This window comes from Embleya scabrispora DSM 41855 (assembly GCF_000372745.1).
Classification (GTDB): domain Bacteria; phylum Actinomycetota; class Actinomycetes; order Streptomycetales; family Streptomycetaceae; genus Embleya; species Embleya scabrispora.
This window is the reverse complement of the sequence record NZ_KB889585.1, coordinates 200437-225699: the sequence shown is the minus strand read 5'-3', so window position 1 is coordinate 225699 and position 25263 is coordinate 200437. Positions and strand designations below refer to the sequence as shown.

The window sequence follows — 25263 nt, the reverse complement described above, 5'->3', positions numbered from 1 at the left end:
CCAGCACGTACCTGGCCTCGGCACCCTTGTACCGGGTGTTCATCGGCACCACGACCGCACCCGCGGTCAGCGCGCCGAGCGCGGACACGATCCAGTCCAGCGAGTTCGGCGCCCAGATGCCGACCCGATCGCCCTTGTCCACGCCCGCCGCGATGACCGCGGCGGCGGCACGCCGTACGCGGTCCCGCAGTTCCGCGTAATCGACCCGTACATTGCCGTCCACCACGGCCTCACGGTCACCGAAGCGGTCCGCCGCGCTGTCGACGAGAGCAGGAATGCTCCCCCACTCAAGGTCCCCTTGCATGATCGCTCCCGGAGAGGCCAGAGGTTGATTGAACCTGACGGTACGTCAGATCATGGCGGCGTGGGAAGCGGCATCACGGCGATCGAGACGCAGACCACCGCGACGTGGTGGTCACCGATGATTGAGGGCTGAGGCATGCGCAAGTTCGAGACGCTGGGCTACGAGCAGGAGAACGGCGTCGCGTGGGTGACGTTGAACCGGCCGAACCGGCACAACGCGTTCGACATCACCATGATCGACGAACTGCACTCGCTGTGGCGTGAGCTGCGGCACGACGACGACGTGCGGTGTGTGGTGCTCACCGGCGCGGGCGACAAGGCGTTCTGTACCGGCATCGACCGGGGCGTGGACATCCCGCAGCCGTCGTCGCCGTACATGATGGACGACCCGATGCTCAAGGTGGGACCGAAGTTCTCCGACCTGTGGAAGCCGGTCATCGTCGCGGTGAACGGAATGGCCTGCGGCGGCGCGTTCTACCTGCTCGGCGAATGCGAGTTCGTGATCGCGGCGGAGGAGGCGACCTTCTTCGACCCGCACACCACGTACGGCATGGTGTCCGGCTTCGAGTCGATGCACCTCGCACAGCGCATGCCGCTCGGCGAGGTCATGCGGCTCACCCTGCTGGGCAACGCCGAGCGGATGAGCGCCAAGCGCGCCTACGAAACGGGACTGGTGTCCCAGGTGGTGCCGGCGGCCGAGTTGCTCGACACCGCCCGGTGGGCCGCCGAAACCATCGCGTCCTACCCTCCGCACGGCGTCCAGGGCTCGGTGCGCTCCATCTGGGCGGCCCGCGACCTCACCCGCGCCCAGGCCCTGAGCATGGCCCCCCACATGATCGAACTGGGCAACCTCGACTGGTCCGACCAGGCGGGCCTGTTCCAGAGCCGCAGCAAGGACTACCGAGTCCGCTGATCAGTGTGCGCCGGGATGGGACGTCCTCGCGGCGCGGCTCATCCCGGTGTCCACGTCGCCAAGAAGAGACATTGTGCGGCGTATCTGAGCCCTGCCAGGCGCGAGAGCTACCGCAGCCGGCCCTCCACAGGCACCGCACGAGCGGGTTCGCGCCAAACTTGTGGGTGGCCTCCACACAATGGCTCGCAGTTGACGCAATGGCCACCGTCCAGCGCCTGGAGCAAGACATCGCCCTCCCCACCTCAATGCCTCCTTGACCACTGTTGATAGCAAATGCCTGTCAAGACCGGGAGTTCATCAGCCCGGCAAAGCTCTACCCCTGAAGCAACCACAGGTAGGTCGCGTCGCAGGCGAGAGCACTCGGCTCCAGAAGGACTTGGCGAACACACTCACGCGTACCCCGAGCTCGCGTCCGATCCTTTCCAAGGTCGGACCCCGGCGCCACACGTGGCGAACACGCGAGGCGGCCGCGCGTCGGGGAATGCCCAAAGCTCTGAATCCCCAGGCCCCGCATCCCTTCCTATTCGTGGAGCGAACCCCACACTCAGCCATCGCTGACATGGGTGACGACAAGCCTGACCCGCTCCGCGATCCGCTGGTGAGCCGCCTTTTGCGTCTTGCTGACGGGCCGCACGAAGGAGTCGACCAAACACACCACCCAGGGGAGGGAGTCCCCGTTCGCCTGCGCCGTGATCGCCGCCCATGTCAGATGCTTGAAATCCTTCGCCGGCCCCCAAGCGAAACGCTGCTCCTTCTCTTCGTCGTCCTCTCGGCGAATCGTCACCTTCAACGGCTTGATGTCGAGGGTGGTGAGGTCTGCAATCCAGCCGGAATCGAGCGCCCTACTCACGAGGATGCCAACCGGAGTAGCGGGCTTGGCAACGAGCGGTGCGTACTTACCGACGCCATAGGTCGCGCGCGCGTACTCCTTCATCGGACCGTCCTTGATCCAAGGTCGTACGTCCTCGGGTTTGCCGATGAACGCGAGAAGCCTCCCCCCGATCGCTGGGTCGGCGGTCCACGAGCGGTACTGCCTGGTGCGCTCGTAATCGGGCAGGTACGCCCAGTTGAGTTCCGCCGCGCGCTGGTAGAGGAGACGGACAACCTGTTCCTCAAGATCGCGGGGTAGGGAGTAGGTGGTCATTCGATGCCTCTCGCGGAGGGGAACTGGAGGCGGACCTCGTCCGCAGCGGTCTCGAGATCCGCAGCGTCACGGATCCAGTGGTCCATGAGGGAGCCGACAGTATCGTCGCTGAACTCGATACGGGAGGCGTGTGGCATACGCACGTTGAGGTGCTCACTCTCCTCCGTCTCAAGAGCGCGCTTGAGGTCGAGGGTCGCCGCGACGCGGCGAATGTCGGTCACGAAGTCCAGGACTCGCAATGCACGTTTGCCCTCGCTCAAGCGGAGACCACGACCGAGTTGCTGTACGAAAACGCGCCGACTGTGGGTGACTCGCAAGAAGGCAATAAGATTAACGTCTGGGACATCGACGCCCTCGTTGAAGACGTCGACGCAGGTGATGATGGGAACTCTCCCTAGTCTGAACTCGTTGAGGAGAATCTGGCGCCGCTGTCGAGGAAGTCCGCTGTGCAGGAACGAGGCATTGGCCCACCCGCTGTCGGAGGTCGCGAAAAGTCTCGCCATGTGTTCGGCATGTTCGATGGTCTGACAAAAGACAATCGCCCGCGGGTTCGGGGTACTACGCCAGGCTTCCCGGAAGTGCTCGGCAATCTCCACGTCCCGCTGAGGCAGGAAGAGGGAACGATTGAGATCCTTGACCGAATAACCGTGCAGGCTGGCGTCCTTGACGATCTCCCAGTCGATGTTGTCGACGTACAGGCGATAGTCGACAGCGGACAAATATCCAGCCGACATTCCCTCGGCGATGCCCATCTTGAAGCTTGGATAGCCAAAGCGGGCGGTAATGTCGAACTTATCACCGCGCCAGGGCGTCGCGGTGACTCCCAGCTGCGCTGCATCGCCGCACAGATCGAGCAATTCTGCATACCTGCCGGTCTCGGCGACGTGGTGAGTCTCATCGATCATAATGAGGTTCGGTCGGTAACCCGCCCGCACCGATCCCAGCACGGATTCGACTGTGCCAACGACTACCCCGTCCAGCGCGGGCGGCTTCGACTCACCTGTGAGCAGTCGGGTAGGGACAGACTTGTCGATGTGTCGCCACATGGCTCGCTCCAACTGCTCGACCAGGTTCTTCACGTGCGCGACGACCAAGACGCGCGCGTCCCGATGGCATTCCAGGTGGCGGCGGATAACCTCCCCGCCGACCACGGTCTTGCCCAAACCGGTGGCCAAGACGAGTAGGGATGTTCCCCGCCTGTCGAGGTCTCCGATGATCGCATCGACGGCAACGCGCTGGTACGGGCGCAGCGCGTACTCGCCCACGACGGTATCCGACATGCGGCCGCCGATCTCCGCAAGTGTGGCGCCGTGCCAAACCGATGTCCGGATACCTACACCGGCGAGCGCCCGACGTCTTGCTTCAGCAGCGTGGTTGATGTCGGTGTTGGTAGCCAGAATTGCTTTGTCCGCGCGATAGCGGGTGCGGGCTCGCTCCAAGTCGTCGATGCCAGCGCGGTCTACCGTGCCATGGGCCTTCCACTTGCACTGGAAGACCCACTGCTCGCGGTCGCGGACCGCAAGTAGGTCGGCTCCCCCATCGCCAGCTCCGTCAACGACTCGGACGTCATTGAACCCGAGATGCCAAAGCGCCCGCTCGAGGGCATGGGGAAGCCCAGCCGGCCCCCCGGCCAGGAGTTCGGCGGCGGTCAAGAAAACGGCGCTCACTATTCGTCCGCCAGTTCGTCCGCGAGTAGTCGGATACTGAGGCGGGTCCGCAGAAGCTGTGCGGGCAGGGCGGCCCCGTCGAAACTGGCTTGGGTAGCGATGTCCGTAAGGTAGCCAACCGTGCGAGCCAGGCTGAGCCGCTGCGCAGAGGCGGAGGTAACGCCCTGGTAGACGCCCAGGAACACCTGGCCATCCATGAACGCCTCCGGCCAGGCTTCCAGTAGTCGGATCAGGAATAGCGCAGGCACGTGGAGGAGGAAGTCGCCGCGCGCGCCCAAATCGGCGGTCCTGGTCACATTGCCGTTGGCGATCATCGCGTGCTCGGTCGCGGTCAGTTCGTCCGGCGACAGGTACTGGAACGCCCGCTGCGGCTCTTCGGTTCCATCCAACGAGGCAGCCATGCGGGAACGGATCTCGGCGAGCAACTCCCTCGCCTCCGCGCTAATCGTCTGAGGGTCGAGTGCGGTGCCGGGTAGCGACTCGGCGCGCAACATGGCAACAAGCTGGGAATGACTCCAAGAACTGTCCGTCTGCACCTTCAGCTGAACAGCAACCTCGACCAACAACAGATCGGCTGGCTCCGTGCCAAACCGGCGGAAGACCTCATGATCCAGGTCCAGGAAGACGACGCAGGCATTGCCGCGCCGCTGGTCGATCAGCAGGGGAGTGATGTTGTGCTGCTCGTCCAGCAGCGGACCTGCGGTCAACCGACGGGCCTCGATCTCGACGAACCCCACGCGTGAGTGCCCGATAGCACGGCATAGTTCCGGGTACACAACGGAGTTCGTGGTATAGCGCTCAATACGCTCCTGCCAGGTATCCCGTCGGCTCGCGTGCGGCGCAGGCACGGCCGACTTGGCTGGCTCGACCTGCGGAGTAGCGGGCTGTTCACCGGCGAGGGCGTCCGCCGATGCCTCAATGGTGGCGCCGAATCCGAGGGCCTCCATTACGGCGGTCTCGTCAGGCCTGCCGGGAGTGCTCACGGCAGCCCGGTCGGCCTTGCCCCGCCCCTTCGCCTCCTCATGGTCCAAGACGGCCCGCCACCAGCGCTCGTCGATCTGGTAGTCGGGGTTGCCCTTTTGGAACTCCAGCCCCCAACGCCGGGTGTCCTCGTGAATGGGCTTCCTACCGTCACCGGGGACCAGGTATCTCTCACCCGCGTCGTTGCGACGGTATCCCTTGAACAGACGGGCGAGAGGACTGGTGTTCTCTTCATACCCCAGGGAAACGGCACGCTGAGGCAGCAGTGGGCCGACGCCCCGCAGGATCTCGACAACCGCGCGCCAACTGCGGTCTCCGTACTCGAAGGCATCCTTTTGGTAGGTCACCGGCACATGGTCGAGATGAATCTCGCCGATGATCCGACCGCCTTGGTGGGCAAGTTCCACCGGGTACTCGGGCTCCTCGTTGCCGGCTCCACCGTCGGGGTTGCGCCAGGTGAACAGCTGTTTGTCCCACCGAAGGATCTTGCGACCGTTGCGCAAGAAGTCGATGCCGTACTGGCGCTTGTCCAGGTAGCGCTGAATGCCCAACCATCCGTGCACTCGGCGGGCACGTACCGCTAGCCGGGTGCTGCCACAGTCCTCGCAGACTTCCCGGCCTGGGAGCTGCCACTGGCCACATTCCGAGCAAGCGATCCCATCCTCCAATTTCTGGTCGATCTCGATATACGCGGGGATGCGTTCTTTGTTGTTGTAGAGAACGGACCGGTTATCACCCCAGCGGCAATGGCGCACCGGCTGGACTCTCAGTCCGCCGATCCACAACTCGAAGGGTCGGTTCTCCAGCATCCAGGAGTAGACGCCACCAAGTACGGTGCGAAGAGCAGCCTTATTCCTGCGCAGCCACTCCGCACGGGGACGGTGCAAGCGGCTGACCACAATGCGTGTGCCGTGTTCGTTCGGGTCGCTTTTTGGCTCGGTAATGTCATCTGCCTCGAAGTCGTCCCCGATCCGATCGAGGTCGATCTCTACGCCGATCCACTCAGGGTCGCCTTGTCGGGTCGTCAGTACACGCGTGCGCCGACCCAGCCGGGCCGTGGAGACATTGAACCCCATCCCGAACAAGCCGAGCTTGTCGTGCATGTCATTGCCGGTCCAGCCCGCGCGGACGGCCCGTTCGAGCCGCTCGTAATCCATGCCCCTGCCTGTATCGGCGATCACGAGCTCTCCGTCAGCCGAGCCGGGCAGCTGCACGCTGACACGGAATCCGCCAACCCACGGGATCTCCGAACGATAAATCTCCGTAAAGTCATCGAAGGCATTATCGATCAACTCAGCAACGCACTGCCATTCGTCGAACTCGATCTCGCCCAACATGCGTAGTACGCGCGCGGAAGGAGTAATTTTCATAATGCGGACGTCCCCTCATCTGTCCCCATCCTTCGCGCGGACACGGCGAATCAGCCCCAGTCGCGGGCAGCACGTCGCGACCCGACTCCGCCGGGAGTCACGCGCGTGGAGTACAGGTTAGAGGCCGTCACCGAGAGTCGAGCGACCTCGCGGGTGACGCTCCTGGGCAAAGCCCTCGGAATCCCATACCCACGGGGCTCTCCAAAGCACGGCTGACCCCGGAACGTTCCCCTGGCAACGTCGGGCCCGGTACGCTCCCTCGTCGTCGGGTCAAGGTAGTTACCCATCGCATCGACGGCCCAGCGATCCACAGAAGATATCGCTCCTCGTAGGTGTTGGCTGCCGGTCGGACTCTCCGCGATCCCGCTGAGGTCCACGGTACGAAGCGAGGGGAACCACGCTTCACCATCGGCGTGTTGCCCTTCCTTCCCGATCCACGATTTCGACGGAGGCCGAGTGTCCCCCCGCCCTGAGCGCGTCCCCACACCGAGCAAACCACGGAACTGGCGAGGCAGCGCGAAACGCCCAACTCCCTATAATCCCCTCGATCTCGACAATCTCGGACGCAGTGTCGAGGCCGCCCTGGTATCCCATGCTCCCGAACCGCTCGACAGCGTCGAGCTCATGACCGGGGCGGGTATCTACGCCATCTACTACAAGGGCGGCCACCCGCTCTACGAGCCGATAAGCGCCAGCTCCAATCCCATCTACGTGGGTCAGGCCCGCTCCGCCGGCGCACGCAAAGGGTCGGCTGCCGTCGACGAATTCGCGACACCGCTGTGGGACCGAATCGCCGAGCACCACGAGTCGATCACCCAAGCGCGCGACTTGAACGTCGCCGACTTCGAGGTGCGTTACCTGGTGGCTGTGGAGGTTTTCGTCTCACTCGCCGAGCAGCTCATGATCAAGCGCGAACGCCCCGTCTGGAACAGTGTCGTAGACGGGTTCGGCAACCATGACCCAGGCGCCAACCGCCGCAAAGACAGCTTCCGTCCGCCTTGGGACGAACTCCACCCGGGACGCTGGTGGGCCGAGCCCGACAAGATGCCCACTGCCAGCAAGATCTCTGCGGCGGAGTCGGCCCGGCGGATCGAAGCTCACTTCGCGAGAGACCTCGCACAACTGGCCTTGGAGGACGAACAGTTGGACCTCGGGAGCGATCTGATAAACGAGTGAGCCGCGCCCCGACGTCAAACTCCATTGCGTTGGCAAGGATTCGGCCAATACGCCCGCAAACGCACGATGGTCGTGTCGGTCGCACCGAGGCCCACGGGCGGCATCTTCACTGGCCATTCCAACGGCGGATTATGGCAGGAACCGCAATACCTTTATAGGGTCGTAATCTCTGGGCGCTACCGTCGTCTCACCGGCGAGAAGCCCTCGGCGGGGTGCTGGCGGCAAGGACCACCACGTCGCCGAGAACGCTATTGACCCACCGTCCTCCGGACTGCTTGGACGGTTCTCTCGATCATATCGGCTGCTAGCGGTAGGTCCTCATGCTCCCAAACGCGGATAACCGTCCACCCGGCGGTGCGCAACAGCTCGTTCGTATCGGTGTCCCGAGCGCGATTCGCCTCGATTTTGGTCGCCCACGCCTCGGCGTTCGTCCTAGCGGGGCGGCAATGTTCGGGGCAGCCGTGCCAGAAACACCCATCTACGAACACCGCGATCCGTTCCTTGGGAAACACCACGTCCGCGCGCCGACGGATGCCCGCGAGGGGACGCACGTCCACGCGATAGCGCAAGCCTCTCGCGTGGATGAGGGAACGCAGTGCCAACTCTGGCCCGGTATCCCGGCTGCGGTTGGCCAGCATGACCGCGCGAGCGGCTCGGGAAGACGCCCTTGACCCGGAAGGCAACGGTTCCTCCGCCAGCAACCCCTCCGCCCACGCTCGCCGCCACGCCTCGGCGAGGTTCGCGCCTCGTGTGTCGTACCCAACCTCGCCGATGTAGCGCTCCTGCGTTCCGCCGTCCTGGTACCAACGGAGGTAGGCACGAACCCTGCGGGTCCGCCGGTAGAGGCGCAGACTGATCGAAGCCCGCGCGAAGGATCCGTCGCCGAGCGCAACGGAACGGCGATGGCGTCCCCCCGCAGCGCGGTCCTGCTCGACCGCAGGCGAGAGTATCCCCGCCCGCCGCTTATACGCGCGCTCGGGCGGGAGTCGTTCCTTCCAAACCCGGCCACTCCGCGTCGCCGTCACGGTCATTGCCCCACATGGGTGAGAGCGTCAGCGACGGCTCTGGCGAAAAACTCGCCGAGGACCACGGGCACGGCGTTACCAAGCTGCCGCATCTTCTCTCCTCGAGGGCCGGCGCCCTGCCACTCGTCAGGGAAGGTCATGAGGCGGGCGGTCTCCCGCACGGTCAGATAGCGGTGCAGCCGCCGCCAACCGTCCGGAGACCCCGAGTCCTTGACCTGGTCGTCCAGAAGCAGCACGGACTCTCCGCCGGGCACACCGTGCACACCAGCCTTCACGGTTTTGGCGGGTCTGTCGAGCTCGTTTGGCGTGTGCCCCTTATAGATGCGCGCGTTGGGCCAGCCAACGTGGTCGGTGATGCCGAGCGCCGCCGCTTGCTCAGTCCTGCGGTCGAGCAAGTCGAGATCGATGGCTGGGAGGGCCGGCAGCCGGGAGTCCGTGCCACGACCTTCGAGCGCGTCGCGCGTAGTGCGCCACGGGTAGTAGTCGTCTTCCTTGATGACCTTCGGCAGACTCGCGCGCACCCTTTCCCGCACACGCCCGGGAACCTCGGGATGATTCCGCCAATAGGGGCCGTCCTCGTCACGCATCGACCGGAACAACGCGGCTTCGGAGAACCGCTGCGTATTGACGTCCTTCTCGAACGCGTCGACGTCCACACCAAGGTCGGCTCGGAACGCCACGAGCACGACACGGTGACGCACCTGTGGGACACCGTAGTTGGCGGCATTCACGATAACCCGGATCACGCGGTATCGCTGGTCGTCGTCGTCTTCCCGTGGACGCGCGGCGAGCTCTCGGGCCAACTGCTTGTCGTGGACCTGCCACGCGACCTCGGCCTCCCGCTCCAGGAACGGCAGCGACAACTCGCGTTGGATGTACTCGAAGTACTCCGCGAAGGAGGGCCTCATTAGGCCGCGGACGTTCTCACAAATCACCGCCTTGGGGCGCGTCTCGCGGACCGCCTTGAACATCGCGGGGAACATGTTCCGCTTGTCCTCGTCCCCCTTGGCAACACCACCAGCGCTGAACGGCTGACACGGCGGCCCCCCCGCGAGCACGTCCACCCCGCCGCGCAGGGCACTGAGGTCCAGATCTCGCACATCACCGGGATACAACGGCGCCGGCTGCCCCTCCGCAGGCGGCTGGGGCGCGGTGTCCTCCACACGCTTGACACCGTCCACGCCCAGCGTCCTGGTGGCACTCGCCTCCAGCGTCTCGCACGCGCGGGCGTTGAACTCGTTGAACAGCAGTGGCCGAAAGCCAGCGCGATGCACCGCCATGGCCAAGCCGCCCCCGCCCGCGAACAGTTCGACACTCGTGCGGACCCTCTTGGAGTCGTTTGGCTGCTCAACCATAGTCAAACCATACCGCGGAATCGGAGCGAAACAATACCGCGGGATCGCCAACCGCCCACGATAGCTGACTCCATCACGTGGCCAGATATCGTCGACGGTCAGCCCCGCCGGTCATCCACGCCGCGCAAGCGGCGCCGAGGCCGACGCGCCCAGACAACCAGGAGCAACGCTCCGGCGTGGGATCCGCGACCAACACCCACTCCCAAGATCCCTCACCCAGGTCCGGGATATCCAGCGACACCCCGGCGCTTCGCGGGTAGCAGCCCCGCCGGTCGAGCCGCAGGGTGATCACTCCCTCAAACAGTTCGCCGTCACCCCGGAGTACCGCCGATCCGACCGCCGCGCGGGCTGCCACCATCCCGCCTCCGGCATCAACGTGGGACCATCTCCGACGCACTTGGCCGTGGCATCAAAAGCTCGCGCTATCCCGCGCGCCGCAGGAGACGCAGCAAGATCGCTCACGCCCGGCCCAGTCGGACCGCGCGGTGGGAGGGCGGCCAACGTCGACGAAATCCCCACTGCCAAGCTGACTCCGAGCACCATGACGCAGCGGCAAGACGCTGATCGGCGAGAGAGGTGACACGCGTGGGCAGTTGGGGCGTCGGCCCGTTCGACAACGACATGGCGACAGACTTCGTCAGGGACCTCGACAACTCCCCGGGGTCCGAACGAATCGTAATGATCGAACGGGCCCTTGAGGCTTCCGCCGATCCCAGCGAAGGCTTTCTGGATCACGACGAGGCAGCCGTCGCGGTCGCGGCTGCGGCGATCATCGCGGCGAGCCTGCCCGGAGGCACACCGTTTCAGGTCGCCTTCGAACCCGGCTCTCTCACCGGAGAGGGGCTCGAATCCATCCCGACCACGGTGCCCCAACTCGCGGCACGAGCCCTGGAACGAGTGATCGCCGAAGACTCGGAATTGGACACGCTATGGGCCGAAACCAACGAGCACGAAGCGTGGAGGACCTCCGTCAGGATGTTGCGCGACTCCTTGACCGAAGCAGCGAACGAGGGCGCATGAGGATGACAAAACGCCTGGGGGCCACGCCAACACGCATAGCTCGTGAGTCGCCGTTCACGCGGATGTGGTCGTTTGGCATCTCGCCGATCGCGTCGTGGCGTGTACTCCAGGCGAACAAGACTTGAGCGGCCTCGCGAAGGGAGCGCCGCTTTCCGGGAGTCCGTTCTCTCCCCCGTACACGTCGTTCGCGCATCACGGCGACGACGTCTCGCGGCGTCTGTAGGGCCCGGTCCAGACCACATCCTGACGGGCTCGCCAGCCGGACAACCAGCGCGGCCGAGGAGCGGGGGACGCTCCCAGCGCGTCATCGCGCGGAGAGCCCAAACCCCCGACCCACGGATGCGGGTCGGGGGCCCGGTCGGACGACGGCCGCCCTGTTGCGTCGTCCGGTTCTCGGGGGGTCAGAAGGACGGAGTCGAGGGTGCCGGGGCGTCGCCGAGCAGGTCGGTCGCGATCCGGTCGCGGTGTTCGCCCGCGTCGCCCCACGCGGTGCCCAGTGCCCAGGCTCGCTTCATGAACAGCTGGAGGTCGTGCTCCTCGGTGTAGCCGATCGCGCCGTGTACCTGGAGGCAGTTGCGGGCCGCGAGGTCGGCCGCCTCGCCCGCGTAGATCTTCGCCATCGACACGTCGCGGTCCGCCGAGGGCAGGTCGCGGGCGAGCGAGTAGGCCGCACGCAGCACCACCGGGCGGGCGAACTCCAGCTTGATCAGCACGTTGGCCAGGTGGTGCTGGACCGACTGATGGGTGCCGATCCGCACGCCGCGCTGGACCCGCTGCTTGGCGTAGTCCACCGTCATGTCGAGCATCCGCCGGGTCAGGCCCAGCAGTTGCGCCGCCGCGCCGAGCGCGCCGCGGTTGGACGCCCGGGCCAACGCCCGCTGTGCGCCGGAGGCCACCAGGGTTTCCGGAGTCGGTTGGAAGCCGACGGTGTAGAGCTTGCGGCTGCGGTCGACGGAACGGTGTGCGGTGAGTTCGCAGGCGCCCGGGTCGGTCACATGCAGGTCGCCGTTGTCCAGCCCGATCACCAGCACGTCGGCGGCGGCGGCCTCGACCGCGAGCCGCCGGCCGGGCAGCAGTACCGAGGCGGTGGCCCGACCGGCGGCGATCTCGGCCAACCACCCGGCGTCGGCCGCGAACTCGGCGAGCAGGCCGACCGCGACCGCCGATTCGAGCAGCGGTTCGGGCAGCGCGGCGTAGCCGGTCTCGACGAGCACGGCGGCCAATTCCTCGTCGCCCATGCCCAGGCCGTCGTGCTCCTCGGGGACCACGATGCCGGTCACGCCGACCTTGGCGAGTTCGGCCCAGCGCGTGGAGATCGCGCTGTCGGCGGCCCAGGCGGCGCGTACGTCCGTACCGGTGCACCGGTCGGCGAGGAAGTCGCGGACCGTGTCGCGGAACAATTCCTGGTCTTCGGTGTATGCGAGGCGCATCGTCGGAATCCTTCTACTTCGCTCGGGGCAGGCCGAGGATGCGTTCGGCGATCGTGTTCCGCTGGATCTCGTTGGTGCCCGCGTAGATCGGCCCGCCGAGCGCGAAGAGGTAGCCGTCCAGCCAGCCGCCGTCGCCGTCGTCCAGCTCGCCCGCCTCGCCGAGCAGGCGCAACGCGGTCGCGTGCAGCTCGACGTCCATCTCGGACCAGAAGACCTTGTTGATCGAGGAGTCCGCGCCGATCGCGCCGCCCGCCTGGAGCTTGGTGACGGTGCCGAAGGTGAACAGCCGGTACGCCTCGGCGTCCATCCACGCGCGCACCACCGCGTCCCGCTCGGCCGGGCGCGGGTCCCGCTTGTACAGGTCGATCAGCTTGTTCGCGGGTGCCACGAAGCGGCCCGGGCTGCGCAGGTTGAGCCCGCGCTCGCTGCCGGTGGTGGCGATCATGATCTTCCAGCCCTCGTTCACCCCGCCGAGTACGTCGGCGTCCGGTACGAAGACGTCGTCCAGGAAGACCTCGGCGAAGCCCGGCTCCCCGTCGAGCTGCGGGATCGGCCGTACGGTCACGCCCGCGGCGGCGAGGTCGACCATGAAGTAGGTGAGGCCGCGGTGCCGCTGGGCCTCGGGATCGGTGCGGAACAGGCCGAACAGGCGGTGCCCGTACGTGCCGCGCGAGCTCCAGATCTTCTGCCCGTTCAGCAGCCACCCGCCGCGCTCGTCGTCGCGGTCGGCGCGCGAGCGCACGTTGGCCAGGTCGGAGCCGGCCTCCGGCTCCGACCAGCCCTGGACCCAGATCTCCTCACCGGAGGCCATCTTCGGCAGGTAACGGTCCTGCTGCTCCTTGCTGCCGAATTCGAAGACCGTCGGCGCGAACAGGAAGATGCCGTTCTGGCTGACCCGGCCCGGGGCGCCCGCGCGGTAGTACTCCTCCTCGAAGATCAGCCATTCGGTCAGGCCCGCCTCGCGCCCGCCGTACTCCTTCGGCCAGGACACCACCGCCCAGCGCGCGTCGAAGAGCTTGCGCTCCCACGCCTGGTGGGCCAGGAAGCCCTCCCGCGTGTCCATCGACGGCAGTGGCTCGGCGGGCACGTTGGCGGCCAGCCAAGCGCGCACCTCCCGGCGGAACTCCTGCTCCTGCTCGGTGAATTCGAGATCCACTGGGCGACTCCCTCGACGGGTGTGAGACCGAGGACACACAGGTCGAAACCCGGTCGGACACGGGTAGCATAACTGACGGGTCGTCAGGTTAACCGTTCCGTACGGTGTGGCGACACCGTGGGCGGCGTGCGATCGGACACGCGGGCGAGGGAAATCGTCAGTCGAACAATCGAGGATCAAGGGGGCCCCAGTGGCCGAGGCATACATCGTCGACGCGGTCCGCACGCCGGTCGGCCGCAAGAAGGGCAGCCTGGCCGGGGTGCACCCGGCCGACCTGGGCGCCCACGCGATCAAGGCCCTGGTCGAGCGCAGCGGGATCGACCCGGACGTGGTCGAGGACGTGGTGTTCGGCTGTGTGGACACCATCGGCCCGCAGGCCGGCGACATCGCCCGCACGGCGTGGCTGGCCGCCGGCTACAGCGAGGCGGTGCCCGGGGTCACCATCGACCGGCAGTGCGGCTCGTCGCAGCAGGCGATCCACTTCGCGGCGCAGGGCGTGATGTCCGGCACCCAGGACGTGGTGGTGGCCGGCGGCGTGCAGAACATGAACCAGATCCCGATCGGATCGGCGATGACCTCGGCCGTGCCGCTCGGCTTCTCCGACCCGTTCTCCGGTTCCAAGGGCTGGGTGGCGCGCTACGGTGACGAGCCGGTCGACCAGTTCTACGGCGCCGAGCTGATCGCCAAGCGGTGGGACATCTCCCGCGAGGAGATGGAGCGCTTCGCGCTCGCGTCGCACGAGCGCGCCCTGCACGCGATCGACAACGGGTGGTTCGAGAAGGAGATCGCGCCGATCGACGTGGACGGCACGCCGGTCTCGGTCGACGAGCCGCCGCGCCGAGGCACCACCCTGGAGAAGATGGCCGAGCTGAAGGTGCTGATGGAGGGCGGCCGGATGACCGCCGCCGTCGCGTCGCAGATCTCCGACGGGGCGGCGGCGCTGCTGATCGTCTCCGAGCGCGCGCTGAAGCGGTACGGCCTCACCCCGCGCGCCCGGATCCACCACATGAGCGTGCGCGGCGCGTCGCCGATCGAGATGCTCTCCGCGCCGATCCCGGCCACGGAGTACGCCTTCGCCAAGTCCGGCCTGGGCATCGACGACATCGACGCGGTCGAGATCAACGAGGCGTTCGCGCCGGTGGTGCTGTCCTGGATGAAGGACATCAAGGCCCCGCACGAGAAGGTCAACCCCAACGGCGGCGCGATCGCCCTGGGCCACCCGCTCGGCGCCACCGGCGCCCGCCTGATGACCACCCTGCTCCACCACCTGGAGCGCACGGGAGGCCGCTACGGCCTCCAGACCATGTGCGAGGGCGGCGGCCAGGCCAACGTGACCATCATCGAGCGCCTGGGCTGACCGGAAGTACCCGAAGAAGCGCGGGGCACGACGGCGGTGACCGGGGTCGAAGAAACGCAGGCCGCGACCGAGGACCGGTCATCGAAGAAACGCAGGGCGCGACCGGTATCACCGATGGTCGCGCCCCGCGGTACCCGACCCGGTCGGTCGGCCCGCGGAGACCTTGCCCGCCTGACCACCGTTCGGAAGCGGTGGGACCTCGTCGCAGCCGCTACGACCGACGCTCGGGCCTACGCGGACTGTTCCGGCACCCAGAGCGGTTTCTTGCTGTCTTCCGGCCAGATGGTGGTCGCCTCACCGGTCCGGCTGTCGTAGGCCACTGTGCGCGGGACCTGCGAGTTTTCCGCGTTCTGCCAGTCGATCGCGATCTCCCGGCCATCGGGGGACCAGCCGAAGACCCAGAGTTGGGCGCCGCCCCCGCCACCGCTCTGCGCCCTGGTGGGAATCTTGGTCAGCTCGCCGGTTCCCGCATCCATGACGTACACCAGCGTCGAGTGCGTGACGACCGAGACCACCGCGAGGCGCTTGCCGTCCGGCGAGATGGCCGAGAGCGGGTCCACCGGCGCGAGTTCCGTCGGGCGCGGTAGGTCCTTGGTCGAGCCGTCGTGCTCGTTGTACAGCACGAGAATGCCCCCGGTGCTCGAGCACATCGGTGGCGAATCCGGCCAACCCTCGCCGTCGGTGATCTTCGCCGCGCGCGAGAAGGAGTACAGCCCGACTCGGGACGCGGAGAACGTCGAATCACAGAACTGGTCGGCGTCGTCGAAGAGTTGCTTGGGCGCCGAGCCACCGTCCACCGGAACGGACATGATCCGGGCGCCGAAGTGGGTGACGCCGGCCGAGTCGGCCGTCTGGGTGAAGAACAGCGTGTGGCCGTCGGAGGAGAACGCCGGCTGGATGAACGCGCCGTCCTTCGGCGTGAAGTCCACCGGATCGGATCCGTCCAGGGACTCCACGCGCAGCCCGGTCCCGGCAGCGCCGTCGGCCTTCAGTACATTGCCCACGACCCGGTGGGCGTCCGGGGAGATCGCCTCGATCCGGATGTCCCGCACGGCGATCTCGACCTGTGGTGCATCGGTGCCCCGGTGATCGGTGAGCACCGGGCGACCGTCGATGTACAGGATCAGGCGGGGGTTCTCCAGGTCGGTCGCCGCAGCGGTCTCGGGACCGTCGGACGGGGGATCGGTCGGCCCGGGTCCGTCCGCCTGCCGCCCGTTCGAGGGCGCGGCCGTCTCGCCGGGGGCGGCTCGGCCTCGGGAGTCGTGATCGCCCCGACCGAGCGTCCAAGCGGCGATGGCACCCGCCACCACGATCAGCGCGACGGCGAGAAACCACACCGGACGGATCTTTCCCGCAGCGGTTCGCAAGGGCACGACGCCACCTCTTTCGTCGGCCCAAGGCCCGTACGTCACCCGCATCCGATGCGCCCCGGAAGGACCTTCACATCCACACGCCGGGCCCGTACCCGCCGGGTCGCGGCCCATCCAAGCATGCGCGGAGGATAACCACCACCCTCGCGCCCGACCCGCCTACCCGCAGCGGGAAGGGATCCGCCGCCCCGCGAATGCGCGGCCACCGAGCCCGTTGCCGCGCCCACCGACCGACGCGCTCGACCGGCTCGGGTACCGGTGCCCTGGGTCCGCCGATGTCATCCCGGCGGCCCCATGGGAATCGCCCGCCGTGGGCGCTCCTCGATGCGTTCGGTCGTGATCAGCCCCGCCAGTCCAACGCGACGCGAACGTCACCGTTGCGGGAATGGAACGTTCGGTACTCGCCCGGCCCGTCCGCGATGAGCCTTCCGACGGCGTCGTCCATCGGCAGAGCAAGGGCGTACATGCCGCCCAACAGCACGGCTTGACGCAGTGATGCCTGATGCGCGGCCAAGTACTCCTGTGCGGGACTGCTCAGTTGCGCCCGCGCCGAGAGCAGCAGCGGGCCGTATCCCGAGATCAGCGCCCCACCGGTGAGCGCGTCCTGCCACGATTCCGTGGTGGCCAGGGCCACCGACGCAGGTGCGGAGAACTCTCGATCGGCCACCAGACGGGCCGTGTCGGTGGCGTCCTGCCCCGTGAGCGCCGTATCGACCGCGATTCCGGCTGTCGCCAGGGCACGCTGTGCGGGACCACCCACGGTGATCACCTTCGTCCGTGATCGGTTCAGTCGGTTCAGGTATCCGGCGGTAGCGGTCGGTAGGTTGGCGCCCCAGGTAAGCACGAGCGTCGTGTTCGTTGCTGTGCCGGTGACGGCGCCTGCGGCCAAGGCGTCGTAGTACTCCTCGGCGGTGGCCACGAGCACCTTCTCGGGAGTCGCGGTCATCTCGCCGGCAATCTCGATGGCGGTGTCCTCGACGGCATTGCCCGCGAGTCGCCGGGGCACCAGGCCCAACGAGCGCACCTGGGTCTCGATCGAAGCACCGAGTACATCCCGACCGCCGAGCAGATACACGGTGGAACCCGGCGCCAGAGCCCGGCTCAACTCGGCCGAGAGTTCCGGAGTCATTCCGCTGCCCGGCGTCAACAGCATCGGGCCGCCCTTGGCCCCCGCGAGGCCCGAGCCGGCCAGGCCGTCGTAGAACGAGTCGGCGCGGGTCAGGACGGCGGTCCTGGCTTTGCGCGCTCCCGTTTCGGTGGATGCCGCCGCGTCGTACTTGAAACGCGACGCCGCGATGGACGTGTCGATCGCATTCTCCCCGTAGACCCTCACGGCCGTGGCCGGGGAAACCGGACGGGGCCGCCATACCGGTCGCGAACTCAACTTGGGACCGCGCCTGCCTCCGCCCCCGGTTTCGAAGTTTTTGACAGCCACGCCCAAGTAATCCTCATAGGCAATCGATTGGCCGCTGGGAGACCAGTCGGGATCGATCGGAGCCTGATAACCGGACCCGGTCCAGGTCTGCTTGCCGGTAGCCAATTCGTGGACACCGATCGCCCCGTGTCCATCCAGCCAACCCGAGATGGCAATCCTGGTCCCATCCGGCGAGATGTCGGGGGCCCGGTCCCAAAGCGGAAGAACTTCGCCATCCTGGTTGGTCCAGGTGACAGACGTCGTGGCTCCGGTCTGCTCGTTGTAGAGCATGACCCTAGGAGATTGCTCGCCGTCGCAGTTCCCGTCGACGTCCTTGTCGCGACGCGTGAAGGCGTAGAGCCCGATCCTCGATGCCGACATGTGGGAATCACAGGCCGCCTCGGCCTCGGAGAACAAGGGTGTCGGGGGCGCGCTGCCGTCGGACGGCGCGACATAGAGGCCGGTGGCCCCTTGGGTCGCCAGACGAGGATCCCTGGTCATGAACAACCGCGTGCCGTCGGACGAGTACTCCGGATCCACCAACGACGCGTGGGGATCCTTGATATCGATCGGAGCCGAGCCGTTCACTTCGATGGACCTGACCATGCTGTAGCCGTTACCGGAACCGCCATTCCCGACGAGACGGCTTCCATCCGGGGAGGCGCTGCTCGGATAGAAATCCCGAATCGGCGTATACCACCCCATGAGATCATTATCGGCCTGCGCAACGGTCAGGTATCCACCGTTGGCATCTGTCGCGTATGTGTAGAGCATCTCCATAGGGGGCGGAGGCTGCGCCGGCGTCGCCTTGGCGGGAGTCATTACGCTGCACATGGCCAGCGTCATCGCCGAGAGGGTAACTCCACCAGCCCATCGACGCTTGATGGGATGCGTCAAGTCCTACGCTCCTAAGTCATTGGGAATCAGGAAATCGGAGCAGACGGCCAACCGACCGCACTCGCTTCAATGGGAATCGCGGTGGCTCGGGAACCGACCGGACGCGCGGGGTGAGCCCGCGCGTCCGGTCCGGTCGGCTCAGCCGATCGGCACCTGCACGTCGCCGTTCGGCGAGTCCACGAAGTCGTACATGCCGTTCGGCTCGGTCAGCGCGGTCGCCTCGCGGACCTGGGCGTCGCTCACCGCGAGCGGCCCGCCGACGGTCACGAGCCGATCGAGAGAGGGCGCCGTCGCGGTGAGGTAGTCGGCCGTCGCCCCCGGCAGCCCGTCCCCGGTGGTCAGCAGCAGCGGGCCGCGACCGGCGATCAACGCGCCTCCGGTCAGCGCGTCCTGCCAGGACTCCTGGGACACCAGCGCGGCCGCCTTGGGCCGGTCCATGAACCGGGTCGCGAGCAGACGCGCGGTATCCGCCGCGTCCGTGCCGTCCGCGGTGCGATCGGCGGGGATGCCCGCCGTCCGCAACGCCGTCACGGCGGGTCCGCCGACGGCGGTCACCTCGGTGACCGAACGATCCAGCGCACGCAGGTAGTTCTCGGTCGCGCCCGGCAGCGTGGTGCCCCACGTGAACACCACCGTGGTGTCCGAGCGCGACCCGGCGGCGGCACCCGCGGCGAGGGCGTCGTAGTACTCCTCGGCCGTCGCGACCAGCACCCGCTTCGGCGACGTGGTCATCTCGTTCGCGATCACCACCCCGGTGTCCGCGACCGCGTCGCCCTCCAGCCGCTTGGGCACGAAGCCCAGCGCCCGCACCTGGTTGTCGACCGCAACGGACACGACGTCGCCGCCGCCGAGCACGTACACCGTCGCCCCCGGTGCGAGAACCCGCGTCAACTCCGCGGAGACGACCGGCGCCAGGCCCGCCTTCGGGGTGAGCAACATCGGCCCGCCCTTGGCCCCCGCCAGACCCGCGCCCGCGAGACCGTCGTAGAAGGCGTCGGAGCGGGTCAACACCGCGACGTTCGCCTTGCGCGCACCCGTCGCCGACCCCGCCGCGTCGAACTTGAACCGCGACGTCGCCACACCGGTACCGATCGCGTCCGAGCCGTGCACCCGCACGCCCACCGACGGCGTCACGGTGCGGTTCGCCCAGATCGGCACGGTCTGCCCGGCCCCGAGGGAGTTGACTCCGCCGGTCACCAGGTCGAGGCGCTTACTTGTGTTGAAGACGCCGAAGGCGAGGTAGCGGCCGTCGGGCGACCACCGGGCCGGCCAGACGTTGGTGTCCTCGTACACGGCCTTGCCGCGCTTGGTGGCCAGGTCGAGGACCCGCAACTCGGCACGGTCACCGGTGGGCAACATGCGCATGTAGACCAGACGCGTCCCATCCGGGGAGATGCTCGGGAAGAGCCCCGTGACCGGACTCTCCACATCCGCGTCGTTCAGCTCGACCGCAGGCTCGACCGCGCCCGTTCCCGGGGTGTAGAGCATGACCGACGACGCACCGTCACAACGGTTGCCGATCGGAGCCTTCCGGGAGAAGGCATACCGGTCGGTCGACGTGGACAGGAAACCGTCGCAGGAGACCGTCTGCGCCGGCAACAGCGGCTCCGCGGTCGAATTCCGATCCGCAGGAGCCACCATCAGTCGGGACTGGTTCCCGTGATCGTCGGGAACGGAGCCCTGCATGTACAGCTTCGAACCGTCCGGCGAGAAGGCCGGGTCCCCGCTGGAGGTACCCGGAACCACGATGTTCACGGGCTTGGTCCCGTCGACGTCGACCGTGCGGTACCGACGATCGTTGACATCGCTGGAACGGCCGGCGAGCCGCTTGCCGTCCCTGGACACCGCATCGACGGCGGAGATCCCGTTGGGCGTGAACGGGGCCGAGCCGGTGCCATCCGCTCGGACCACACTGGAGCCATCGACCCACCCCTCGGTGTAGATCAATTCCACCGGATCACCCGGAGCGGCCGGCGCTGGCCGCTCCGCGTGCGCCGCGGGCGCGAGCAGCACGCTCGCCGCGAGTGCCAACGTGGCCGTGGTGCACACGGCACCGACGGACCTGAGGGAAGCTTTCCTCAAGGTCAAAGCAATCACCTTTCACATAATCGGATAAATAGTGGCCGCGCGTTCGCACGGAACCGCTCGGGGCGGCCCGACGAGCGATCGGGCCGGCCCCGAGCAGGGGTGCACGGATCAGCCGAGCGGCACCTTGACGTCGCCGTTCGGCGAGTCGACGAGATCGTGGAAGCCGTACGGACCGGTGAGGCGCACCGCGGTCTTCTCCTGCTCCGGGTCGACGGCCGACGGCCCGCCGACGGTGACCACCCGATCCACGGACACAGCCGTGGACGCGAGGTACTCGGTGGTGGCATCGGGCAGTCCGGCTCGGGCCGTCAGCAGCAGTGGCCCGTGCCCGGAGACCAACGCCCCACCCGTCAGGGCGTCCTGCCAGGTCTCCAGCGTCACCAGCCCGACCGCCTTGGGCTCGACGAAGGACCGGGCGGCGATCAACCGCGCGGTGTCGGCGGCGTCATCGCCGTTCGCCTCGGCATCGGTACGGATGCCCGCGGCCGCCAACGCACTTACGGCCGGCCCGCCCACGGCCGTCACCGTGGTCTTGGCACGGTCGAGTCCCCGCAGGTAGGCGGCACTTGCCGGGGGCAGGGTCGCGCCCCACGAGAAGATCACCGTGGTATCCGGGCTGGAACCCGCGGCCGCCCCCGCCGCGAGGGCGTCGTAGTACTCCTCGGCCGTCGCGACCAGCACCCGCTTGGGCGTCTTGGACATCTCGTTCGCGATGGCCACACCGGTGTCCGCGACCGCCGCGCCTTCGAGTCGCTTGGGCACCAGGCCCAACGCGCGAACCTGGTTGTCCACCGTCGCCGAGACGACATCCCGGCCGCCGAGCACGTACACGGTCGCGCCGGGCGACAACACACGGGCCAACTCGATCGAGACCGCCGCCGGCAACCCGCCGCCGGGGGTCAACAACATCGGCCCGTTCTTCAGCCCGGCCAACCCCGCACCGGCCAGTCCGTCGTAGAACTCGTCCGATCGGGTCAACACCGCCACATCGGCCTTGCGGGCCCCCACGGCGGTCGAAGCCGCGTCGAACTTGAACCGCGACGTCGCCACACCGGTGCCGATCGCGTCCGAGCCGTACACCCGCACGCCCACCGACGGCGTCACGGTGCGGTTCGCCCAGATCGCGCTGACGTCCCGGTAGGCCTTCCCCATGTCGTTGATTCGCCCCGTCACCAGATCGACGCGCTTGACGGACTGGTAGGCGCCGAAGGCGAGGTAACGACCGTCGGGCGACCACCTCGCGAACCAGGGGGCGCTGTCCACATTCACGGTCTTGCCACGCTTGGTGGCCAGATCGAGAACGCGTATCTCGGGGCGTGACTCGGGGCCGGGCAACGTTCGCACGTAGACCAGGCGCGTCCCGTCCGGGGAGATTTGCGGGAGCCCCATGACGGGAACCTCCACACCCGCCTCGTCGAGTTCGACGGCAGGCTCGACCTCGCCTGTTCCCGGGTTGTAGAGCATCACCGACTGCGTGTCTCCGCAGCCGGCGCCGACCTGTTGCCTACGAGCGAAGGCGTACCGACCGGTCGACGTGGACAGGGCGCCGTCACAGGAGACCGGCTGCGGCGGCAACAGCGGCTGGGCGGTCCCGTCCCGATCCGCGGGGGCCACCAGCAGGCGGGACTGGGTCTGGGTCTCGTCGTCGGCGAAGTCGCCCTGCAGATAGAGGGTTGAACCGTCCGGCGAGAAGGCCGTAGCCGTACCGAAAATGCCCGGTATCACAATGTGCGCGGGGTTGGTCCCGTCGGCATTGATCGTGCGGACCCGACGGTCGCCGCTTGCGCTTGGGAGGCCCGCGAGTCGCTTGCCGTCCTTGGACGCGGCGCGAAGGACACCGATCCCGCTGTCGGCGACCGGAGCCTGCCCGACACCGCCGTCCGCACGGAGCAGCCGAATGGGGCCGGATCCCGCCTCCGACGCATAGACCAACTCCACCGGATCACCCGGCGCAGCCGGCGTCGGCCGCTCCGCGTGCGCCGCAGGCGCGACCAACACGCTCGCCGCGAGGGCGAGCGTAGCCGTGGTGCACACGGCACCGACGGTCCTGAAGGAAGCTTTTTTCAAGGTCAAAGCAATCATCTTTCGCAAAGGTGAATTCCGGCCGGCGATGAATCCGATCACGTCCCCCAACGGATCGCGGCGAACCCGGTGCCGCACATTGGCACAACGGGCCGACATCGACACCCCCAACCAGCCGGACCGGCCCGCGCCGAGCGTAGCGCCCGCACCGCAGCCGCGACAGTGCGTTTCCCAACACCCTGACGGAACCTCAACTCCGTTGTGGGACAACTGGGTTCGTCCATCTGCAAAAGCGAAACGCCCGAAAGGGCGCGGCCACCGGGTTCGGTGGTCGCGCCCTTCGGGTTTCGGGGCGGAAGTGGTCTGCCGAGACTCAGAGTTGGCGCTCGTAGACGTGCGGCTCGTAGTCGGCGGGGTACTGCCGCGCCGCGTGCTGCGGGGCGTGGATGCGCGGGATCCGGCTGGGCCACCAGTTGGCTCGGCCCAGGAGCGTCATCAGCGAGGGCAGGATCACGATGCGGACCACGATCGCGTCGATCAGGACCGCGGCGGCCAGGCCGATGCCCATCTGCTTCATGTCCAGCATGCTCAGCGTGCCGAAGACCACGAACACCGAGACCATCACGAGCGCCGCGCTGGTGATCACGCCGGCCGAACCGGTGATGCCCTTCTCGACCGCGGCCTTGGTGGACATCCCCTGCATGGCCGCCTCGCGGATCCGGCTGACCACGAAGACGTGGTAGTCCATCGAGAGGCCGAACAGGACCACGAACAGGAACAGCGGCAGCCAGGAGATGATCGCGCCGCTGGAGTTGAAGTCCAGGATCCCCTCGGCCCAGGTGTGCTGGAAGACCACGACCAGGAAGCCGAAGGAGGCCAGCGCGGAGAGCAGGTTGATCGCGATCGCGGTGAGCGCGACGACCACCGAGCGGAAGGTCACCGACATCATCACGAAGGTCAGCAGCAGCACGAAGGCGATCACCAGCGGCAGCTTGTCCTGTACGTGGTCGGCGAAGTCCTTGTTCTGGGCCGTCTCACCCGAGACCGCGAACTCGGCGCCCGCCACCTTGCCGACGGTGTTCGGCAACACGCTCTCGCGCAGTTGCTTCAGCGCCGTCTTGGCTTCCTCGGAGCTGGAGATGTGCGGCGTGATGACGTCGGCCTTGAACGCGCGCCCGTCCTTCGAGACCAACACCTCGACCGGGTCCTGGGCGAACAGCGGGTTGCCGCGGGTCTGTGCGACCGCCTTGTCCAACGCGGCGCGGGTCTCCTTCTCCTTGCCGACCGGAGCCAGCGCGACCAGGTTGTACGGGTTGTGCTTGCTCGGGTAGGCGTCGGTCATCCGGTCGTAGGTCTGCATCGTGGACATCGAGCGCGGGAAGTCGTCGCTGGAGGTGTTCTGCAACTTCATCCCGAAGGCGGGCAGGGCCAGCGCGCCCAGGGCGATCACCGAGACCGCGAGGGTGATCGCGGGGTGGTTCAGCGCGGGACGCAGCAGCGCCTTCCACATGCGCGGCTCGCGGTCCTCGCGGGCGGTCAGCCGCCACAGGATCGGAATCCGCGGCCGGTCGATCCGGTTGCCCAGCTTGGCCAGCAGCGCGGGCAGCACGGTGAGCGAGCCGATCATGGCGACCGCGACCACGATGATGCCGCCGGTGGCCAGGCTGGAGAAGACCGCGTCGTCGGCGATGTACATGCCGGCCATCGAGACGGCCACCGCGATCGCGGAGACCACCACGGCGTGCCCGGAGGTGGCGGCGGCGATCTCGATCGCGTCGATCCGGCTGCGGCCCTTGGCCCGCTCCTCGCGCTCACGCTTGACGTAGAAGAGCGAGTAGTCGACGCCGACCGCCATGCCCATCATGGTGATCACGCTGGCGACGGTGCCCGAGTCCGGGAAGACGGCGGAGGCGAGGCCGTACAGGCCGATCGAGGCGCCGACCGCGGAGATGGCCAGCAGCACCGGTACGGCGGCGGCGATCATCGCGCCGAACGCGACCATAAGGATGATCAACGTCACCGGCAGGCTGAAGAGTTCGGCCTGGCCGAGGTCCTTGCCGATCTGGTCCTGGATGCCCTTGCCGATCGACGCGTCGCCGATCTCCTCGACCCGCAGCTCGGGGTGCGCCTTCCGGACACTCGCCGTCGCCTTCAGCAACGGGTCGATGTGGTCCTGCGCCTTGTCGGCGGATCCCTTCATGGTGAGCGGGACCAGCAGCGCGCGGCCGTTGTCGGACGGGACCGGCGCGGCGACGTCGGCCACCTCGGGCAGGGCCCGCAGCTTCGCGGTGACCTCGGCGGCGACCTTGTCCGCCGCGGCCCGGTCCAGCGTGCCGTTCTTGGCGGTGATCAGTACGTTCTCGCTCGCCGCGCCGTCGAGACCGTACTGCCGGGAGATCTCGTCGGCCCGGCCGGACTGGCCGGTGCCCATGTCCGCAGGGGTGGTCTTCTCGGTGCCCACCATGCCCCCGACGACCAGGCAGATGACGACGAAGGCGATCCACATGGTGATCGCCCGCCACGGGTGGGTGGCGCTCCATCGTGCGACGCGAACGGTCGCCGGCTGCTTGGTCAT

At 67.5% G+C, this 25263-nt stretch carries 17 protein-coding genes; 4 read left to right on the top strand and 13 right to left on the bottom strand.

Going from position 1 to position 25263, the window contains the following annotated elements; genetic code table 11:
- Positions 1-304: AMP-binding protein (locus tag A3IC_RS0108985; protein ID WP_158695861.1), on the bottom strand; the 304-nt coding region annotated here is incomplete at its 3' end.
- Between the two features lie 135 nt (positions 305-439).
- Here A3IC_RS0108985 and A3IC_RS0108980 point away from each other — a divergent pair.
- Complete coding sequence (locus tag A3IC_RS0108980; RefSeq protein ID WP_020549732.1) at positions 440-1216, top strand: enoyl-CoA hydratase/isomerase family protein; 777 nt, start codon at positions 440-442, stop codon at positions 1214-1216.
- A gap of 544 nt (positions 1217-1760) precedes the next feature.
- Here A3IC_RS0108980 and A3IC_RS0108975 read toward each other — a convergent pair.
- The 3 genes from A3IC_RS0108975 to A3IC_RS0108965 are packed head-to-tail and all read right to left on the bottom strand — an operon-like array spanning position 1761 to position 6345.
- Positions 1761-2360, bottom strand: a complete 600-nt coding sequence (locus A3IC_RS0108975; protein ID WP_020549731.1) for a hypothetical protein — start codon at positions 2358-2360, stop codon at positions 1761-1763.
- Complete coding sequence (locus A3IC_RS0108970) at positions 2357-4012, bottom strand: DEAD/DEAH box helicase family protein (RefSeq protein WP_205353820.1); 1656 nt, start codon at positions 4010-4012, stop codon at positions 2357-2359. Before A3IC_RS0108970 ends, A3IC_RS0108975 begins: the two co-directional genes overlap by 4 nt.
- Before the next feature lie 14 nt (positions 4013-4026).
- A complete protein-coding gene (locus A3IC_RS0108965; protein WP_020549729.1) occupies positions 4027-6345 on the bottom strand; it encodes an ATP-binding protein in 2319 nt (772 codons plus the stop codon).
- Between the two features lie 657 nt (positions 6346-7002).
- Between A3IC_RS0108965 and A3IC_RS53275 the strand changes: the two genes are divergently transcribed.
- On the top strand, positions 7003-7554 hold the full coding sequence (locus A3IC_RS53275; protein WP_020549728.1) for an Eco29kI family restriction endonuclease: 552 nt from the start codon (positions 7003-7005) through the stop codon (positions 7552-7554).
- A 248-nt stretch (positions 7555-7802) separates the two neighbouring features.
- On the opposite strand, the gene A3IC_RS72440 is transcribed toward A3IC_RS53275, so the two are convergent.
- Both A3IC_RS72440 and A3IC_RS0108950 read right to left on the bottom strand, forming a co-directional pair.
- Entirely contained in the window at positions 7803-8585 is a 783-nt protein-coding gene (locus tag A3IC_RS72440) for a very short patch repair endonuclease (protein WP_020549727.1), read from the bottom strand.
- Positions 8582-9934, bottom strand: coding sequence for a DNA cytosine methyltransferase (locus A3IC_RS0108950; RefSeq protein ID WP_020549726.1), 1353 nt, complete (start codon positions 9932-9934; stop codon positions 8582-8584). Before A3IC_RS0108950 ends, A3IC_RS72440 begins: the two co-directional genes overlap by 4 nt.
- 585 nt (positions 9935-10519) lie before the next feature.
- Here A3IC_RS0108950 and A3IC_RS0108945 point away from each other — a divergent pair.
- Positions 10520-10954 (top strand): DUF4259 domain-containing protein, encoded by a 435-nt coding sequence (locus A3IC_RS0108945; protein ID WP_020549725.1) that lies wholly within the window; start codon positions 10520-10522, stop codon positions 10952-10954.
- A gap of 401 nt (positions 10955-11355) precedes the next feature.
- On the opposite strand, the gene A3IC_RS0108940 is transcribed toward A3IC_RS0108945, so the two are convergent.
- Both A3IC_RS0108940 and A3IC_RS0108935 read right to left on the bottom strand, forming a co-directional pair.
- Positions 11356-12384 carry an acyl-CoA dehydrogenase family protein gene (locus A3IC_RS0108940; protein ID WP_020549724.1) on the bottom strand — a complete coding sequence of 343 codons (1029 nt, stop codon included), beginning with the start codon at positions 12382-12384 and terminating at the stop codon, positions 11356-11358.
- A 13-nt stretch (positions 12385-12397) separates the two neighbouring features.
- Positions 12398-13540 (bottom strand): acyl-CoA dehydrogenase family protein, encoded by a 1143-nt coding sequence (locus A3IC_RS0108935; RefSeq protein WP_020549723.1) that lies wholly within the window; start codon positions 13538-13540, stop codon positions 12398-12400.
- A 190-nt stretch (positions 13541-13730) separates the two neighbouring features.
- Here A3IC_RS0108935 and A3IC_RS0108930 point away from each other — a divergent pair, with 190 nt between their 5' ends.
- Positions 13731-14897 (top strand): acetyl-CoA C-acetyltransferase, encoded by a 1167-nt coding sequence (locus A3IC_RS0108930; protein WP_020549722.1) that lies wholly within the window; start codon positions 13731-13733, stop codon positions 14895-14897.
- 230 nt (positions 14898-15127) lie between these two features.
- Here the strand turns inward: A3IC_RS0108930 and A3IC_RS0108925 are convergent, their stop codons facing one another.
- The 5 genes from A3IC_RS0108925 to A3IC_RS0108900 form a co-directional block, all read right to left on the bottom strand.
- Complete coding sequence (locus tag A3IC_RS0108925; protein ID WP_026218041.1) at positions 15128-16270, bottom strand: TolB-like translocation protein; 1143 nt, start codon at positions 16268-16270, stop codon at positions 15128-15130.
- A 337-nt stretch (positions 16271-16607) separates the two neighbouring features.
- Complete coding sequence (locus tag A3IC_RS64450) at positions 16608-18527, bottom strand: cell wall-binding repeat-containing protein (protein ID WP_079026328.1); 1920 nt, start codon at positions 18525-18527, stop codon at positions 16608-16610.
- 189 nt (positions 18528-18716) lie between these two features.
- On the bottom strand, positions 18717-20627 hold the full coding sequence (locus A3IC_RS0108910; RefSeq protein WP_020549718.1) for a cell wall-binding repeat-containing protein: 1911 nt from the start codon (positions 20625-20627) through the stop codon (positions 18717-18719).
- A gap of 147 nt (positions 20628-20774) precedes the next feature.
- The gene (locus A3IC_RS0108905) at positions 20775-22700 is read right to left on the bottom strand and encodes a cell wall-binding repeat-containing protein (RefSeq protein WP_106668826.1); all 1926 of its coding nucleotides are present in this window, start codon (positions 22698-22700) and stop codon (positions 20775-20777) included.
- Between the two features lie 361 nt (positions 22701-23061).
- Complete coding sequence (locus A3IC_RS0108900; RefSeq protein ID WP_020549716.1) at positions 23062-25263, bottom strand: MMPL family transporter; 2202 nt, start codon at positions 25261-25263, stop codon at positions 23062-23064.